Here is a 17,817-nt window from a genome sequence, read left to right as displayed (position 1 = left end):
CGGTTGCGCTATAATGGCTAAGCAACGACTACACTTCAGGTCCGGAGGATATTATGGGTTCTACTTCGTTTCGGCAATTGACTGGCAATGCGCGGGGCTGTCTCGTTTACGAGCCGCTGTTTCTTATTCCTTACAGCATGTTCACGACGTACACCTCGATCTACATGTACCAACTTGGGGTAACCGAGACGGGAATCGGCTGGATTACCTCCATCGGTTTGCTTGTGCAGGTGCTTTCTTCGTTTCTCAGCGGGTATTTAACGGACCGTTTAGGCAGAAAAAAAGCGCTGCTGTACTTCGACGTACTAAGCTGGACCGTGGCTACGCTGCTCTGGGCGGTTTCGCAGAACTTCTGGTTTTTTGTGATCGCGGCGGTCATTAACGGCTTTCAGAAGGTGCCGCATACCGCCTTTTACTGTCTGCTGGTGGAGGACACCGCGCCGAAGGAGAGGACCTATGTCTTTACGCTGCTGCAGCTGATTAGCGTCGTCGGCGGCTTGTTTGCACCGATCGGCGGGCTGCTGGTGTATCATTTTACGCTTGTGCCCGGGGTGCGCATCATGTTCGTGTTGGCCTGTATCCTGATGACGATCCAGTTCATCGGGCGCCACTATGCGACAAGGGAGACGGATATCGGTTACCGCAAGATGAAAGAAACGAAGGCAATGAGCCTGCGGGAGGGGATGTCCGACTATGCTTCGGTGATGAAGAGCATGCTCGGAAACCCGCTGCTGCTGATGATCTTCGGCGTGTATATATTATTTAATTTTCAGATGACGGTGAAGACGACCTACGTCTCCATTTTCATGGTGGAATATTTGCATTTGGGGAGCGGCCTGATCTCCGTCTTTCCGGCATTCTCCTCCGTAATTATGCTCATATTCATGCGGTGGATCATGCCCCGAATCGGAGAGCAGCATGTGCACCGGACGATGGTATGGGGGTTCGTTATATCGGTATTGTCCAATGTCATACTGGTGTTTGCGCCGCAAGGGGATCTGCTGGTGCTGAGCTTGAGCACCGTCATTGCCGCAATCGGCACCATGATGACGTACCCATACTTGGAGACTGCGGTGGCCAACGCCATTGACGATGAGAATCGCGCCAAAATATTCGCGCTGCTCCAGGTGCTCATCCTCATTGTCATTTCGCCATCCGGCATCATTGGCGGCTGGGCATATGGAGTTGATCCGAGAATTCCCTTCTTGCTAGTTGCCGGGGCATTCGTGATCAGCATCCCGCTTATGCTGCTGTACGGCAAAAAGGTAAAGGCGGCGCCTGTTGAAGCCGGAGCTTAAGATAGGCATGAGATTGAGCTCATGGTTAAAAAAGGTTGGGTGTGCATTTTAAGCGGCGAAAAGCGAAGAAATATGAATGGAGAGGCACTCCGGGCAAGGAGGAGCCTCTTTTTTGCGTTGGTTATTGCAATTTGGTTAGCGTTCACTTATGATATGAGCATGAAAAAGAAACCACATTTCGATAGCAAGAAGAAGGATATTTTGCAGGCTGCCATGAAGCTCTTCGCGGAGAAGGGCGTGGACGGCGTATCGGTGAAGGAGATCGGCGCGGCGGCGGGCGTAACGGATGCGGCGATCTATAAGCATTTTACGAATAAGGATGCCGTGGCAGCGGAGGCGTTCGAGGAATACTGCAGCAGCTATACGCGTCTGGTGGATGATTATGCGTCCCGCCCCGGCTTGTTTACAGAGCGGCTGTCGGCGCTCGTCACCCGGGTGCTGGCTTCGTATGACGAGGATAAATACGGCTTGCTGCTCTTGTCCCAGCATCACGAGCTGTTTACGGAGGTGCTCAAGAGCAGAGGACGCCAGCCGCTGGACGCCTTGCATGATCTGCTTGAGCAAGCGGTCTTGCAGCGGGATATTCCGCCGCAGAATACGCGGTTAACCGCCGTGCTAATCATCGGTGCATTCAACCAGCTGGCGATCGCAACGATGCAAGGGGAGCTGGAGGAACCTTTGTCGCCGCTGGCATCTGAAGTGACGGCGCATTTATTGGCATTAACAGGTTTGGGAAAAGGTCCGGCGTGACCTTTTCTTTTTACCATTAGGTTAGTGTTTGTTAACCAAATTACGAGGGGGAAGAAACATATGAAAAAGGTTTTAATTATTCAAGGCAATCCCATTGCGAACAGCTATGGCAGCCTGCTGGCCGAGGTCTATGCGAGGGGGGCGGCCGAGTCCGGGGCGGAGGTGCGGGAGCTGGTGCTTGCGGAGCTGGAGTTTGACCTGAATCTCTCCGGCGGCTATAAGGGTAAACAACCGCTGGAGCCGGATCTGCAAAAAGCGCAGGAACTGATCTCTTGGGCGGATCACCTGGTATTTGTGTACCCGAATTGGTGGGGCGGCATGCCGGCGCTGCTCAAAGGGTTCATCGACCGGGTGTTTCTGCCGGGCTTTGCCTTTAAATACCGCAAGAACTCGCCCTTGCCGGAGCAGCTGCTCAAAGGGAAGACGGCCCGTCTGATCGTCACGATGGATTCGCCGTACGTCTACTACCGTTTCTATCTCGGCCAGCCGGGGCATCAAATGATGAAACATTCCATTCTGAAGTTTTGCGGCGTAGGCAGTGTGCGTGCCACGAACATTACGCAGCTTCGCAAAATGCCTGAAGTGGCAAGAAAGCAATGGCTTGAGCGTGTACACAGAATGGGACGGAAATTGGCCTAAAGCTGGCAGAGTGTGTGATGTACAGTTCCTTCCAATGGCTTGACTTCTCGGGCAGGAGGATTATAATTCATACAACAAATGAAACGAAAAGAATGGAAGGGTACGTTTTTTCAAAATCAAATCTTGATGTATATGCCGGGGAATAGGGCCCAGGCGTTTCTACCAGGTTACCGTAAATGACTTGACTACATGAAGGTTGAGAATCCCACCACCCAGCTAAAGCTCCGCAATTATGGAAGCCGGGCTGGAAAATCATCTTGATTGGAATCCGGCAGGTTTTAACGGATGAGGTGATGTGCAGACTAGATAGCATACCATTGCTGATGCACGGGACTTCTCTTCCTCTATGGATATAAGTACAGGCACCCCGGGCAGATACGCTGCCCGGGGTGTTTGGCGTGTTATACAGCGGATCGATTTTGTATTCTTACCGTTCATTAAAAAAAGGGGAGCGTGCAATCATCATGAGTTCAATCCAGAGACAGAAACGATACGAGGTCAGCCGGCAGCTGGGGAAGGTTGCCTTAGGACAGGAGCCAGCCGATCTGGTCATCAAGAGCGGCACGCTGGTAAATGTGTTTACAGGCGAGCTTCAGGAGCGAGTGGACGTGGCCTTGGCCTCCGGGCGCATTGCTTATATCGGCAACGCGGATCACACGATCGGGGAGGGGACTCGGGTCATCGAAGCGAATGGCCGCTATATCTCGCCGGGCCTGCTCGACGGCCATATGCATGTGGAGAGCACGATGCTCACCGTGACCGAGTTTGCCAAGGCGGCTATCGTTAGCGGAACGACAGGGGTATATATGGATCCCCATGAGATTGCCAACGTATTCGGCATGGAGGGCGTGCGCTGGATGCACGAGGAAGGGCAGCAGCTGCCGATGAAGGTGTTCACCACCATACCTTCGTGTGTGCCGTCAACCTTCGATCTGGAGGATGCCGGGGCGCAGCTGGGCGTAGCCGACATTGAGGAAGGGCTGACATGGCCCGGTGTTGCCGGGCTTGGCGAAGTGATGAATTTCCCGGGCGTCGTGTATGGCGATCCGACCATGAGCGGGGAGATCGAAGCCACGCTGCGTGCAGGCAAGACGGTGACCGGGCATTTTCCGGCAGAGGACGACCGGATGCTGCAGGCATATATGGCAACCGGCGTAAGCTCCGACCATGAGACGGTAACCCGGGAGCAGGCTTTGGAGAAGGTTCGCCTCGGCATGCACCTGATGATCCGCGAGGGTTCGGCTTGGCAGGATGTGAAGGAAGTTGTTAAGGTCATAACGGAAGATAAGGTGCGCACAGACAATATTTCTCTGGTTACGGATGATGTGTATCCGCAGACGCTGTTGAGACTCGGACATATGAACCATGTGGTCCGCCGCGCTATGGAAGAGGGCGTGGACCCGGTTACGGCGATCCAGCTGGGAACGATCAACGTGGCTCGTTATTTCGGGATGGACATGGAGCTTGGCAGCATTTCACCTGGCAAAACGGCGGATATATTGCTGATTGATGATCTGTTGAGCATGGTCCCTTCCGTTGTGATCACGGATGGCGAAGTGGTTGCAGAGAACGGCCGACTCGTGAAGGCGTTCCCTGTATATCAATACCCGGAAAAAGCTTTTAACTCGGTCAAACTGCAGCGTTCGCTTACTGCGGATGACTTTCTGCTGCGCAGCAAATTCGATGCAGCGCGCACGGAAGTGAACGTGGTGCGCGTCATCGAGAACAGCGCCCGTACCGCTAAAATGACAGCGGTGCTCTCCGTGGAGCAAGGGGTGATCCAGCCAGACCTGGATCAGGACGTGGTTCAGCTGGCATGCATTGAACGCCACGGCACGACGGGGCAAATCTCGCTCGGTTTTGCGAGCGGCTTCGGACTGAAATCCGGCGCAGTTGCGTCCACAGTAGCGCATGACAGCCACAATCTGCTGGTGATGGGCACGAATGCCGAAGATATGGCACTCGCGGCGAATGAGCTGGCCGCGTGCGGTGGCGGCATGATCGTAGTACGGGACGGCAAGGTGCTGGCGAAGGTGGCGATGCCGATTGCCGGTTTGCTGGCGGACCGTCCGGTTGAGATCGTAGCGGAGGAGGTCGCTGCCTTGGAGGAAGCTTGGAAGGAGCTCGGATGCTACATTCATGCCCCGTTCATGACCTTCTCGCTCATTGCGCTGCCGGTGATTCCGGAAATCCGCATAACCAACCGCGGGATCGCGGACGTAACGGAATTCAAGCTCATCGAGACCGAGATTGGCGCGGTTCAATAAGGGCGCAGATACACCGAAGCAGGCTGGCCTTCATGTCAGCCTGCTTTTTATATTGTAAATACAGGCTTTTAAATCGCGAGCAGAGGCAGCGAGTCCTTTCCATTTTCCTCGATGTGCACAAAATCGCAATTCACTTAGTGATTTTCGTCACAAATTTATAACTTTTTGCTCCAGTTTCAGTCCTGATATTGTGATGTTTATCACAATCCTTTAGGGCGTGGTCTGCGACAATACAAAAAGAATCAAATTTGAAGTGATCACGTGAGCTAAAGGAAGGGGTATCTGATATGGATCCGGTTATGCTGGCGCGAATTCAATTCGCATCGACAACCATTTTTCACTTTATTTTCGTACCGTTGTCCATCGGGTTGGCGTTTCTGATTGCCATCATGGAGACGATGTATGTTGTTAAAGGCCAGGAAGTCTACAAGAAAATGGCGAAGTTCTGGGGAAAGCTGTTCCTGATTAACTTTGCGGTCGGGGTTGTGACAGGGATTCTGCAGGAATTCCAGTTCGGCATGAACTGGTCGGATTACTCAAGGTTTGTCGGGGACGTATTTGGCGCACCGCTTGCCATTGAAGCATTGCTGGCGTTTTTCCTAGAGTCGACGTTTATTGGACTGTGGATATTCGGTTGGGACCGTTTATCAAAGAAGGTCCATCTGCTTAGTATCTGGCTGGTGTCCTTCGGCACCCTGATGTCCGCATTCTGGATTCTGGCAGCGAATTCGTTCATGCAGCGTCCCGTCGGATTCGAGATGAATAATGGGCGGGCGGAGATGAATGATTTCTTCGCACTGATTACGAACGGTCAGCTGTTGGTGGAGTTCCCGCACACGATCTTCGGGGCACTGGCAACCGGGGCGTTCCTCGTTGCAGGTGTGAGTGCCTACAAGCTGATGAAGAAGCAAGATTTGGATTTCTTTAAGAAATCATTTCACATCGCCATCGTGATTGGCCTCATCACCTCCATTCTGGTTGCGGTATTCGGTCACCAGCAGGCGCAGTATTTGGTGGATACGCAGCCGATGAAGATGGCCGCTGCGGAGAGCCTGTGGGAAACGAGCGATGATCCTGCGCCTTGGACGGTCATTGCGGCCATCGATCCGGATAAGCAGGAGAACACGATGGAGTTTAAAATCCCGTATTTGCTCAGCTTTTTGTCCTACAGCAAGTTTTCCGGTGAAGTCATCGGGATGAAGGAGCTGCAGGCGCAGTACGAACAGCAATATGGTCCTGGAGACTATATTCCGCCGGTTCGTACCACCTTCTGGAGCTTCCGGATTATGGTGGCCGCTGGCAGCGTCATGATTCTGCTGGGATTGTACGGAGCGTGGCTGATGCTGCGCAAAAAGGTCGAGAAGGCCGGCAAATGGTTCCTCAGACTGATGCTGCTCGGCATTTCGCTGCCGTTCATCGCCAATACGTCGGGATGGATCATGACGGAGATCGGACGCCAGCCTTGGACGGTATTCGGACTGATCACTACGGAGAACAGTGTTTCACCGAACGTCAGCGCAGGCTCGATCCTGTTCTCGCTGATCATGTTTACTGCCATTTATGCGGTGCTGGCAGCCGTTATGGCGTATCTATTTATCAAAGTCATTAAGAAAGGACCGTATGCGGCGGAGGAAGAGGACCACCACGCAAGCGATCCGTTTAATAAGGAGGGCTACAATGCTGTCTCTTAACGAACTGTGGTTTGTGCTCGTTGCCGTCTTGTTTATAGGGTTCTTCTTCTTGGAGGGCTTCGACTTCGGGGTCGGGATGTCCACGCAGCTGCTGGCCAAAAATGATACCCAGCGCCGGGTGCTGATCAACTCGATCGGCCCGTTCTGGGACGCCAACGAGGTCTGGCTGTTGACGGCGGGCGGCGCCATGTTCGCCGCCTTCCCGAACTGGTATGCGACGCTGTTCAGCGGCTTCTACATTCCGCTTGTCTTTCTTCTGCTGGCCTTGATCGGACGCGGGGTGGCCTTTGAATTCCGCGGCAAGGTGGGCGATGTTCGCTGGAAACGGGTGTGGGACGGTGCGATTTTCATCGGCAGCGTGCTTCCGCCATTCCTGCTCGGCGTTGTTTTTGCCTGCCTGATTCAGGGGCTCCCCATTAACGAGGAGATGCAGCTGCATGCCGGATTGTTTGATGTTGTGAATGGCTATACTGTGGTTGGCGGACTGACGATGGTGATGCTCTGCCTGCTGCATGGCTTGATGTTCACAACACTGCGCACGATGGGGGATCTTCAGGAACGGGCGCGCCGTATGGCCCGGAGACTCCTGCTTCCCGTAGCGGCCCTGTTCGTTGCATTCGGAGTGATGACGTATTTCATGACCGATATCTTCGAGAAGCGTGGCGTGGCGTTAACCGTGCTGCTGGTGCTGGCTTTGCTCGCATTCCTGCTGGGCGGATATTTCATGAACATCAAACGGGACGGCTGGGCCTTCGGGATGACCGGGGCGGTTATCGCACTCTTGGTAACGTCCGTGTTCGTGGGCTTGTTCCCGCGCGTGATGGTCAGTTCCATCCATTCCGCATTTGACCTGACTATTTATAATGCGGCCTCCGGACCGTATTCCCTCAAGATTATGACGATTGTGGCGGTCACGCTGCTGCCTTTCGTATTGGGCTATCAAATTTGGAGTTACTTCGTTTTCCACAAACGGGTACATGAGAAGGAGCATTTGGAGTACTGATGGGAAAAGATCTGCTGGGATACAAAGGCGCCAAGACGGTATTCTTCCTTGTCGCCGTATGTACCCTGGCACAGAGCATGGCCATCCTCCTGCAAGCCAAGTGGCTGGCGGAAGCCGTATCCGCCCTGTTTGCGGGATCAACGCTGCAGGAGCAGGGGGAGACCATTGCCTTGTTCCTGCTTGCATTTCTGGCACGCCACGGCATCTCGGCTGTGCAGCAAGGATTCGCACAGCGCTTTGCCGAGGAGACGGGCACGAGCCTGAGGAAGCAGCTGCTGGATGAGCTGTTTCGGAATGGGCCGTCCTTTGTCCGGTCGGAAGGAACGGGCAATGTGGTTACGCTTGTGCTGGAGGGCATCGGCAAGTTCCGCAAATATGCGGAGCTGACCATACCGCGTTTGATGGGGGCGAGCATTACCCCGGCGCTGGTATGGCTGTACGTGTTCATGACGGACCGGATATCAGGCATTATTCTGCTGGTGACCATGCCGATTCTGATCGTATTTCTCATCCTCGTAGGGCTTGCCGCGAGAAAGCAAACTGAGCAGCAGCTGGATTCCTACCGAATGCTGTCCAATCATTTTGTGGATTCGCTGAGAGGGCTCACTACCCTGAAGTTTTTGGGACAGAGCCGTAAGCACAGCGAGAGTATACAGCAGGTCAGCGAGGGATATCGTGCAGCTACCATGCGGACGCTGCGCGTGGCGTTTCTGTCGTCCTTCGCACTGGATTTCTTTACGATGCTGTCCGTGGCATCTGTTGCGGTAAACCTGGGCTTGCGCCTCATGAACGGCAGCCTGGAGCTGCTGCCCGCGCTGCTCATCCTGATCCTGGCACCGGAGTATTTCCTACCGGTGCGCATGGTCGGGGCGGACTTTCATGCCACGCTGGACGGCAAGCAGGCAGGGGAAGCGATGCAATCCATGATTCAAGAGGCCCGGAAAGGGCATTTGGGTGGAATCTCGGGTTCTGTTGCTGCGGAGGGTTCGGTCAATGGAGCGGGTCCATTCAGGCCAACTGAAGCGCTTGAAACCCCGGCGGCAGGAACGATGGAACGGACCTCAACGGGCTTAACATTTAAAATTCAAAATAATTTCTCTAATTCCAGCCTCAGACCGCAGCCGCGATTCCAATGGGATCACCAAAGCGTGCTGGAGCTGTCCGGAATCGGCCTCAGGCACGAAGAGTTGGGGCCGGCCTCCTTGGAGGATGTCAGCTTCCGGATACCGGGTCAACGCAAGATCGGCATCGTCGGGGAGAGCGGGGCCGGCAAATCCACGCTCATCGAGCTACTGGGTGGATTTATGGCGCATACATCCGGCGTGATGGAGCTAAACGGCGTGAAGCTGGAGGACAGAAACCGGCGGGCCTGGCGGACCGAGGTCACCTATATGCCGCAGCAGCCGTATTTATTCGGTGCTACCTTGGCGGATAATGTGCGCTTCTATGCACCGGAGGCGTCTACAGCGCAAGTCGAAGCAGCGGTAGAAGCGGCGGGACTGTCAGATCTGGTGAAGAGCTTGCCTGGCGGACTTGAAGAGATGATCGGCGGCGGCGGGCGCGCTTTAAGCGGCGGTCAGGCACAGCGCGTGGCCTTGGCCAGAGCGCTGCTCGGCGACCGGCGGGTTCTGCTGCTGGATGAGCCGACGGCCCACTTGGATATCGAGACGGAATACGAGCTGAAGGAGACGATGCTTTCCCTTTTTCAAGATAAGTGGGTATTCCTCGCGACGCACAGACTGCACTGGATGCAGGATATGGATTACATCATCGTTCTGCATCAGGGGCGGGTGGCGGAAACGGGAACCCATGAGGAGCTTATCGCTCGGCAAGGCGTCTATTATGGGTTGATTACATCGCAGATGGAGGGAGTACAATGAAGCAGGAATCGTGGTTTCGGCCCTATGTAACGGCAAACTTCTGGCGCTTTCTGCTGATTGTGTTGCTTGGTGTGCTCACGATCCTGTTCGCCGGGATGCTGATGTTCACATCCGGGTATTTGATCTCCAAGTCCGCCCTACGGCCGGAAAATATCCTGATGGTATACGTGCCGACCGTAGCGGTTCGGACCTTCGGCATCGGACGCGCGGTCATCCATTACGTGGAGCGCCTGGTGGGGCATGACACGATTCTTCGCATCCTGTCCCAGATGCGCCTGCGGCTGTACCGCATTCTGGAACCGCAAGCCCTCCGTTTATCCTCCCGGTACCGCACCGGGGATCTGCTGGGCGTGCTCTCCGATGATATCGAGTATTTGCAGGACGTCTATATTCGTACGGTCTTTCCATCGATTGTTGCGCTTGTGTTATACGCCGGGGTCATTCTGGCCGTCGGCCTGGTTGATCCGGCATTTGCCCTTCTGCTCGCGCTGTATGCAGCCGTGCTGATTCTGGTACTGCCGCTCGTTTCCCTGCTGCTCACCAAGCGGAAGAACCGGGAAATGAAGCAGGCCCGAAGCAACCTCTACCAGAAGCTGACCGACGCGGTACTGGGCATTCATGAATGGTATGTCAGCGGCCGGCAGACGGAATTCCTGACCGGATATGAGGCGGATGAAGCGGAGGTCGACCGGACCGATCGCTCTCTCAAGCGCTGGTCGCGTCTTCGGGCTTTTATCGGCCAATGCGTGGTTGCCGTGACGGTGGTATCGATGGTGTATTGGTCAGGAAGGCAGTATGCGGACGGCTCGATCGATGTTACGCTGATCGCGGCTTGCGTGCTGGTTGTGTTCCCGTTAATGGACGCATTCCTGCCGGTATCCGAAGCCGTGGAGCGGATTCCGCAGTACGGCCAATCGGTCGCAAGGCTTCAGGCGATAGAAAGCGCCGAAACATCTGAAGGGAAACGGAATCGGGGTCAACAGCTCAATAAGGGAGAGATCGAATCTGTCATAAGCAGCGGTGTCCATGTGAAGGCGGATGGCGTCAGCTTCCGTTATGATCAGGCGGCAGGCGGCAAATCCGGGCTGGAACGATCCGGTATGAATGGGGAAGGGGCTACGTTAACGGATGTATCCCTGGATATTCCTCCTGGGGCCAAGGTAGCCATTATAGGGCGTTCAGGTGCTGGCAAATCCACCCTGCTGCAGCTGATTCAGGGTGTGCTGGCACCCTCAGGGGGCAGCCTGACTTTAGGCGGAGTGGATTCCGTGCGGTTTGGCGATGAGATATCTTCCGTTATTTCGGTGTTGAACCAGAGTCCGCATTTGTTCGATACGACGCTAGCAAACAACATCCGGCTCGGACAGCCGGATGCCACGGAAGCGGAAATACGGGACGCGGTTGCTTTGGCACGGCTAGAACTGTTGGTGGCTTCCCTTCCGGAAGGTCTTCGCACCCGAATGCAGGAAGCCGGACAGCGTTTCTCCGGAGGAGAGCGCCAGCGCGTGGCTTTGGCTCGAATCCTGCTGCAGAAAACACCCGTTGTCATTCTGGATGAGCCTACGGTCGGGCTGGATCCCAAAACCGAGCGGGAACTGCTGTCCACCATATTCGCCAGCCTGCAGGACCGGACCTTGATCTGGGTGACGCATCATCTGGTCGGCGTGGAGCGCATGGATGAGATCCTCTTCATGGAAGACGGTCAAATCGTCATGCGGGGTACCCATGATGAGCTGATGCAGCGATATCCGCGGTATCGGAACCTGTACCGTTTGGATCGTCCGGCGATATAGACAGCGATAGCGATTTGCCAGCAGAAGAACCGGCCTTTTCAGGAGGGCGGTTCTTCTTTTTGTTGCCTTCTTTTTTTCTTATAAGCCCGATAAAAGATCAGAATCCACGCGCCTTCTGGAAAGATGTAACATTAGTCTTAAGCAGGATAAAGGGTTAATTACAACGTTAGGGGTGTGGTGTAGGGTGGATTCGAAACAGTTGGTGAACGTGTTTCGTCATTTTGCTGAACGGGAATGTCCGGGATCCAGTGTGTTCTATGAGTACTTGGCTGGCCATATAGCCGATGATGAAGAGCTGCTGCAAGTCGCTGCGTATGTTCCTGCAGGCCAGCCTGTCCCCAATATGCTGTTTGGCGCCGTCCAATATTTGCTGCTGCAGGGTGAGGGGCCGGATCTGAGGGCGTATTACCCGGGTCTAGTGGAGCATCCGAAGGAAATGAGCTCCTGTTATCCCTATTTTCGTTCATTTGTGCTGAAGCATCAGGCAGTCATTATCAGGATCCTGGAGAGTAAACGGGTACAGACGAACGAAGTCCGCCGCTGTGCGTATTTGTACCCGGTGTTCTGCTCGATCTATGATAAGGTCCGTAAGCCGCTTGCCTTGGTGGAGCTTGGAACCAGTGCCGGATTGCAGCTGCTGTGGGATCAGTACAGCTACTCCTATGGAGACGCGATTCGTTACGGCCTAGCGGGGTCGAAGGTTCATATTACATCGGAGATCAGGGGAGGTCGGATGCCGTTCCTGCCAGCTTCCATTCCCCCGGTGGTCTATCGGATGGGGATCGATCTGCATGTGAATGACGTGCGGAACCCGGAGCACTTTTTGTGGCTGCGGTCTTTAATCTGGCCGGGTAATCACGACAGGGTATCCATGCTGGAGCATGCGGCGGAGGTATTGAAGCAGCAGTCCGGGATACAGTTCCGGGAAGGGGACGGCACCGAACTGCTTCCCGATATCGTGAAGGGCATCCCTGAGGAGGCCGTCATTTGCGTATTTCATACGCATGTGGCTAATCAGATCCCGGAGGCATCCAAGCAAAAGCTGCTGCATCACTTAAATGAAATCGGAAGGGTTCGCGATATCGTGCATGTCTACAACAATATGCAGGATGGCGATCTTCATGCGGACTATATCCTTGGGGGCGTGCGAAGCGAGTTTACGGTCGCGCGAACGGATGGGCATGCTCGCTGGTTCCAGTGGCTGTTGTGAATTGGGAATAGTGCCGTTAGCTTGATTGAAGAAGCACAGCGAATCGTGTGGTACCTGCCATTGTTCCGTGTGAGGTGACGGCGAGCAAGCGAGCCTGGAAATCAGCCGAATCAAGGCTGTACGTATGGAAGTCGCTGCTGTTCATCCGGTCTGTTTTTTTCTTGGGCAAGTCTATGTCATAATAGGGGGGATGGAATAATAAGCGCTTAAATTCAAGGAAGCCAAAGGAGGAAGTTGGGATGGATTATCGTATTGAGAAGGATACCCTGGGTGAGGTTAAAGTGCCTGCGGATAAGCTATGGGCAGCGCAGACACAGCGCAGTTCCGAGAATTTCCGGATTGGAACCGAAACGATGCCGAAGGAAATCATTCGGGCGTTTGCGATATTGAAGAAAAGCGCGGCTATCGTGAATGGCAAGCTCGGCAAGCTGGAAGCAGACAAGGTCGATGCCATTACGACCGCCGCCGATGAGATTGTGGCCGGCAAGTGGGATGAGCACTTTCCGCTGGTGGTTTGGCAGACCGGCAGCGGCACGCAGTCCAATATGAACGTGAACGAAGTCATTGCGAATCGGGCCAATCAGCTGCTTGAGCAAAAAGACAGCGCCCTGCGCGTTCATCCCAACGACGACGTCAACAAATCCCAAAGCTCTAACGATACGTTTCCGACAGCAATGCACATGGCCGCGGTCGTGGCCGTGGAAGATCATGTGCTGCCCGCGCTGCGCCGCTTGAAGAAAACGCTAGAGAAGAAAAGCGATGAATATAAGGACCTGATCAAAATCGGCCGCACGCATCTTCAAGATGCCACACCGCTGACCCTCGGACAGGAAATCAGCGGCTGGCACCGGATGCTCGAGAAGTGTGAATTGATGCTGGCTTCCGCCGTAGAACCGCTGCGTGAGCTGGCTATTGGCGGTACTGCCGTCGGCACCGGCATTAACGCACATCCGAAATTCGGAGAAATGACGGCAGCTGAAATCAGCATGCAAATTGGAAAAAGCTACACGTCAGCCAGCAACAAGTTCCATTCGCTGACCAGTCATGACGAGATTGTATTTGCCCATGGGGCGCTGAAGGCGCTGGCTGCCGATCTGATGAAGATCGCCAACGACGTTCGCTGGCTGGCAAGCGGTCCCCGTTCCGGGATTGGCGAGATCTCGATCCCTGCCAACGAACCGGGCAGCTCGATCATGCCGGGGAAAGTGAACCCAACCCAGAGCGAGGCACTGACGATGGTAGTCTGCCAAGTGATGGGCAACGATGCCACGATCGGTTTTGCAGCAAGCCAGGGTAATTTTGAGCTAAACGTCTTTAAACCGGTCATCATCTATAACTTCTTGCAGTCCGTACGCCTGCTGTCGGATGCGATGGATTCATTCGACCAGAATTGCGCGGTCGGCATCGAAGCCAACCTTGACGTTCTCCGTACGAACATGGAGCGGTCGCTGATGCTGGTGACAGCGCTGAATCCGCATATCGGATATGAGAATGCAGCGGCCATCGCAAAAAAAGCGCATAAAGAAGGGACAACGCTTCGCGAGGCGGCTCTGGCAAGCGGGCTGTTAAGCGGAGAGGATTTTGACCGGATCGTTCGTCCGGAAGAAATGATCCATCCGAAGGAGTAAGGGCGTATGTTTGGAGCTTGATCGGAAAACATGCCTCGGTTGACCCAAAACCCATTTCACCACGGTGAAATGGGTTTTGGGTTTTAGATTTTTTCTTTTCCCAAGCTCCGCAGCGGTTATAATAGGGTGTCAGGATATTGACCATGATTGATAAACCATTTGCATGAAGGACGGATGATAACTTGAAGAAACATCAATGGATTGCCACGCTGCTCTCTCTGATATGCACCGGGCTCGGGATGTTTTATATCGGGACACCGGGTATGATTATAGGCGGAACGCTGCTTATGGCGTTTCAGGGAGCGGCTTTGTTTATTTTTTTCATGACATTGGGATTTTTGGGCCTGATTATTGGTCCGCTCGCTATTGGACTACATATTATAGGTCTGATTATACCGGTTATTTATTTCAACTACCGATCACCCAAGAAACCGATGTTCGACGAGAAGCGGAAGCGCCAACTCGCCTCTCCTTGGAAAATCGTCTTGCGGACGGTGATTGGACTTGCCCTGTTCGCCGGGTCCATCTACTCGGGGTATACCTGGGGATCTGCTCCGTTCATGAAGACGGCCGCCGAGAAACGAGAGGTCCAGGAGGCGGCAGAGTCCTATTTGGAACAGAAGTACAACGAACCCTTTAAAGTTACGGACGTGGACTATACCTGGGCCATCGGCTCATACAATCTGAGAGCCCATCCGGTACAGTCGCCTGAGCTGGAATTCACGCTTAGCAGCAATGAAGCCAGCCCTCCCAGCATATCGAATGATACATATTTGAATCTGCTGTGGGGACAGCAGCTGAGAGACCGGCTGAAACCTCTGCTGGCTGAGCTTTATCCGGACCAGGCGTTTGCGAATGCTTATGTTTATGTTAACTCCGATATCGACACCATCGAGCGTGATTATAACCGACTCGCAAATTCCGACGGGACTATCAGTCAGAATATCAGTTTAATCGTATTCGCGGATCTGACGGCAGACAATCTGGCGCAAGAGAAGGAACGGGTGCTGGAGCTGATTCGGCGGCTGCCTTCGGTGGCGGTACCGGGGGAGACGGACCTTCACATTGAATATTATGCGGCGGATTTGAAGACGCCGGACCGTGTGAAGAAGCTAGAGCGGGATTTTGATATGAATGGGAAACCGAGCACCCATATTTTCAGAGAGTTTGATATTTCGAAAATCACGTCCACGGATGACATTGAAATCATAGGACTGGAATGAGGGGTATGGAAAAATTGAAGGAGTGGATTGCCTTTATTCCGATTAAAAGCCAGGCGGAGTTCGTGACTCTGCCTGGCTTTTTCAAGTATTCGTTAGGGGGAAATGGGAGCTTCAGCGCTGGGACAGATGAATGATGCGCCCTTTCTGGGTCTGCTTCATGGTCAGCTTCAGATTTAAGGCTGTGGCCATGTCTCGGACAGGTACGTAGAGGGTGTTCTTGATGAAAAGAGGGCCGTTATACTTGCTCTCATCAAGCTTGCAATGGTCCGATTCCTCGGGGCATAGCTTGGCCGGCTTATAAATGTCGATATCGTTCACGTTCATCTCTTGCGTTGCCCGCCGAACGATCGTATACCCCCATCTGTCGTTACCCCATATCGATACCGGGGGATTGTTCGCTGCCTTCACGTCATATTGATGAAAGTTGTCCAACTCCTCCTTCAGCGTATAGGAAATTTCATATCCCATTGCATCGGCTAAGGACTTGAGCGGAACGTACGCTTTGCCTTTGTGAACAAGAACGTTAGTCATGGAGGTGCCTGCTGCCTTCACGGAATAGTTCTCTGCATCGTTAGCGGCTGCTTGTTCGCTGTTCCAGATTAGCGAAGCGGCCAGCAGGACACTTGTCAGCGCGAACAGCGATATTCTTCTGAATTTCACGATCATCATAACCTCCTTCCGTTTTTCGAATGGGTATAGGCATCCAAATCTAGGGGCCTATCTATAATATAAACCCTTTTTCAGGACATTTGGTTAGTTAAAATCCTGCTTATTGGAGCTGACCATATCCTACATGCTCACGGTGTTTTTCGCATCCCGATAACCGGACAGTTTGTTTACGAAGAACGTAATCAGGAACGAGCAGAGCATGCTGGCTGCCATGGAGATCAGGAAGCCAATGGTGTTATTCGATGTGATGGGACCGATAAAGGAAGGCACATAGGCGGTTCCCCGAACGCCGAATAAACCGACGAGCATGCCGCCAAGACCTGCGGAAGCAATCGCTCCAGCAAACACGAGTTTGTTCGAAAACATGAAGGGATAGGCGGCTTCAACGAAGGTGCCAAAACCCATATTGATAGCAAACCCGGGAGCCGCTACGGCCGCTTCTCCCTTATCCCGCGGGGCGATAATGTTGGCCAGCGTGATTCCTGCGGACACCATCACCAGACCGACCATATCCACCGCGCCGAGAAAGCTGTTGCTTGTTGTCTCCATCTCCAGCAGTACAATTGGCAGGATGGCCGCATGATAAACGCCGCCAATGATCGCGGGCCAGATCAGCAGGCCTGCAATCAATCCGGCTATAGCCGGGCTCCAGGAGACAAGCGTTTCGATCAGGAAGCGGATGCCTTGCCCTGCACTCAGCGCAATCGGTGCAATGAGGAAGTAAACCAGCAGACCGGCAATCAGTCCCGATATCCCGCCTGCAACAATGTTGACCGTGGTTGCGGGGAAACGCCACTCCACGCACTGACGGAATATGTAATGGACGATGATACCTGCGCCAATTCCGCCAATGATGCCTCCGATAATGCCCCCCTCGACGGAGAGGACACCTGCCACGATGCCTGCCACGATGGATACCTCGTCCAGTTCGGATACCTGTTTGGCAGCGATCACAGCAACGATGACCGGCAGCGCCTTAATCAATAGATCAAACACTTCGGTCAGCGAGGATAACCCCGGGATTTTGCTGACTGCGAGAATCAGGGCCATGCCGATAAACCCGGGGAGGGATGCCATCATAATGCCCCGAATATTGATGCGCCGCCATGGCGACGAGCTTCCGGACGCTCCGTGAAGGTTCGCGGCTGCATTTCCGATGACCGGCCGATACGTTAGTCGCCAATGCTTGCTGAGGGAAGTAACAAAGGTGACCGCGCGGGTTCGGTTGGTGGTTCCGGTGGTACCCGAAGCGGCGATAACATGAGCGCCTTTGGTTTGGATGATGGCCATGGAAGTTCCGCCAGTACCGGTCACTGGCAATCGGAACTTGGCAGCAGCCTCAATGGCGTGCCGGTTGCTGCCCTCAGGGTCGGCACTCATAACGATGATGCCGTCAATCTCGCCGAGTTCAATCTGCTCGGCAATCTCCCGGTCCAGCCGTTCAGCCGCCTGATTGACCTGCTTAAGAGTGCCCTCGGCAATAACGATGGGCTCCCCTTGAGAAATGCTCCAGCTGTAAAGCGCGGCAGGGGTTGTATCCTTGGCTGCATCCATGGAGACCTGGGCAGCAATAAACTGCAGCGCCCCGCAGGACAGGCCTGCGCTCTCCAGCTGCATCAATATCTCATCCAGCAGCTTGCGCGGGTCTTTGCCGCCGAGATTGTACAGATTGCCCCCGCTGCTCCCAATGATAGCGATTTGACGATTCATGACTTGCTGCCCCCCATATGTATAAAATTCGATTATTTCTATATTACAGCAGAGTT

At 54.0% G+C, this 17,817-nt stretch carries 13 protein-coding genes and 1 riboswitch; of the genes, 11 read left to right on the top strand and 2 right to left on the bottom strand.

All coding sequences use genetic code 11. From position 1 onward, the window contains the following. Window positions 1–53: 53 nt before the first annotated feature. The 11 genes from MKX98_RS32265 to MKX98_RS32215 all read left to right on the top strand — a co-directional run bounded on the left by MKX98_RS32265 (window position 54) and on the right by MKX98_RS32215 (window position 15,382). Window positions 54–1,298 carry an MFS transporter gene (locus MKX98_RS32265; protein WP_194540018.1) on the top strand — a complete coding sequence of 415 codons (1,245 nt, stop codon included), beginning with the start codon at window positions 54–56 and terminating at the stop codon, window positions 1,296–1,298. A 159-nt stretch (window positions 1,299–1,457) separates the two neighbouring features. Further along, window positions 1,458–2,048 carry a TetR/AcrR family transcriptional regulator gene (locus tag MKX98_RS32260; protein WP_220687244.1) on the top strand — a complete coding sequence of 197 codons (591 nt, stop codon included), beginning with the start codon at window positions 1,458–1,460 and terminating at the stop codon, window positions 2,046–2,048. A gap of 60 nt (window positions 2,049–2,108) precedes the next feature. Further along, window positions 2,109–2,687 carry an NAD(P)H-dependent oxidoreductase gene (locus MKX98_RS32255; protein WP_220687245.1) on the top strand — a complete coding sequence of 193 codons (579 nt, stop codon included), beginning with the start codon at window positions 2,109–2,111 and terminating at the stop codon, window positions 2,685–2,687. Window positions 2,688–2,793: 106 nt separating this feature from the next. Further along, window positions 2,794–2,895, top strand: a riboswitch (purine riboswitch). 256 nt (window positions 2,896–3,151) lie between these two features. Then, a complete protein-coding gene (gene ade, locus MKX98_RS32250) occupies window positions 3,152–4,954 on the top strand; it encodes an adenine deaminase (RefSeq protein ID WP_220687246.1) in 1,803 nt (600 codons plus the stop codon). 287 nt (window positions 4,955–5,241) lie between these two features. Beyond that, complete coding sequence (locus MKX98_RS32245) at window positions 5,242–6,645, top strand: cytochrome ubiquinol oxidase subunit I (protein ID WP_071218780.1); 1,404 nt, start codon at window positions 5,242–5,244, stop codon at window positions 6,643–6,645. Further along, on the top strand, window positions 6,632–7,648 hold the full coding sequence (cydB, locus tag MKX98_RS32240) for a cytochrome d ubiquinol oxidase subunit II (protein ID WP_339220443.1): 1,017 nt from the start codon (window positions 6,632–6,634) through the stop codon (window positions 7,646–7,648). The genes MKX98_RS32245 and cydB overlap by 14 nt, the downstream gene beginning before the upstream one ends. Continuing rightward, window positions 7,648–9,528, top strand: a complete 1,881-nt coding sequence (cydD, locus tag MKX98_RS32235; RefSeq protein WP_339220441.1) for a thiol reductant ABC exporter subunit CydD — start codon at window positions 7,648–7,650, stop codon at window positions 9,526–9,528. Before cydB ends, cydD begins: the two co-directional genes overlap by 1 nt. Next, on the top strand, window positions 9,525–11,321 hold the full coding sequence (gene cydC / locus MKX98_RS32230) for a thiol reductant ABC exporter subunit CydC (RefSeq protein WP_339220439.1): 1,797 nt from the start codon (window positions 9,525–9,527) through the stop codon (window positions 11,319–11,321). Before cydD ends, cydC begins: the two co-directional genes overlap by 4 nt. Before the next feature lie 184 nt (window positions 11,322–11,505). Continuing rightward, window positions 11,506–12,531, top strand: coding sequence for a DUF2332 domain-containing protein (locus tag MKX98_RS32225; RefSeq protein WP_220687250.1), 1,026 nt, complete (start codon window positions 11,506–11,508; stop codon window positions 12,529–12,531). Between the two features lie 239 nt (window positions 12,532–12,770). Beyond that, on the top strand, window positions 12,771–14,159 hold the full coding sequence (gene fumC / locus MKX98_RS32220) for a class II fumarate hydratase (protein WP_194540010.1): 1,389 nt from the start codon (window positions 12,771–12,773) through the stop codon (window positions 14,157–14,159). Window positions 14,160–14,341: 182 nt separating this feature from the next. After that, window positions 14,342–15,382: a hypothetical protein gene (locus MKX98_RS32215; RefSeq protein ID WP_339220436.1), complete on the top strand. Its 1,041-nt coding sequence runs from the start codon at window positions 14,342–14,344 to the stop codon at window positions 15,380–15,382. 111 nt (window positions 15,383–15,493) lie between these two features. Here the strand turns inward: MKX98_RS32215 and MKX98_RS32210 are convergent, their stop codons facing one another. Both MKX98_RS32210 and MKX98_RS32205 read right to left on the bottom strand, forming a co-directional pair. Then, a complete protein-coding gene (locus tag MKX98_RS32210) occupies window positions 15,494–16,048 on the bottom strand; it encodes a hypothetical protein (protein WP_339224636.1) in 555 nt (184 codons plus the stop codon). Between the two features lie 123 nt (window positions 16,049–16,171). Beyond that, a complete protein-coding gene (locus tag MKX98_RS32205) occupies window positions 16,172–17,761 on the bottom strand; it encodes a PTS sugar transporter (RefSeq protein ID WP_220687252.1) in 1,590 nt (529 codons plus the stop codon). Window positions 17,762–17,817: the final 56 nt, after the last annotated feature.

The sequence above is a fragment of the Paenibacillus sp. FSL W7-1332 genome (assembly GCF_037969785.1).
Classification (GTDB): domain Bacteria; phylum Bacillota; class Bacilli; order Paenibacillales; family Paenibacillaceae; genus Paenibacillus_AQ.
This window is presented reverse-complemented; position numbering and strand designations above follow the sequence as displayed.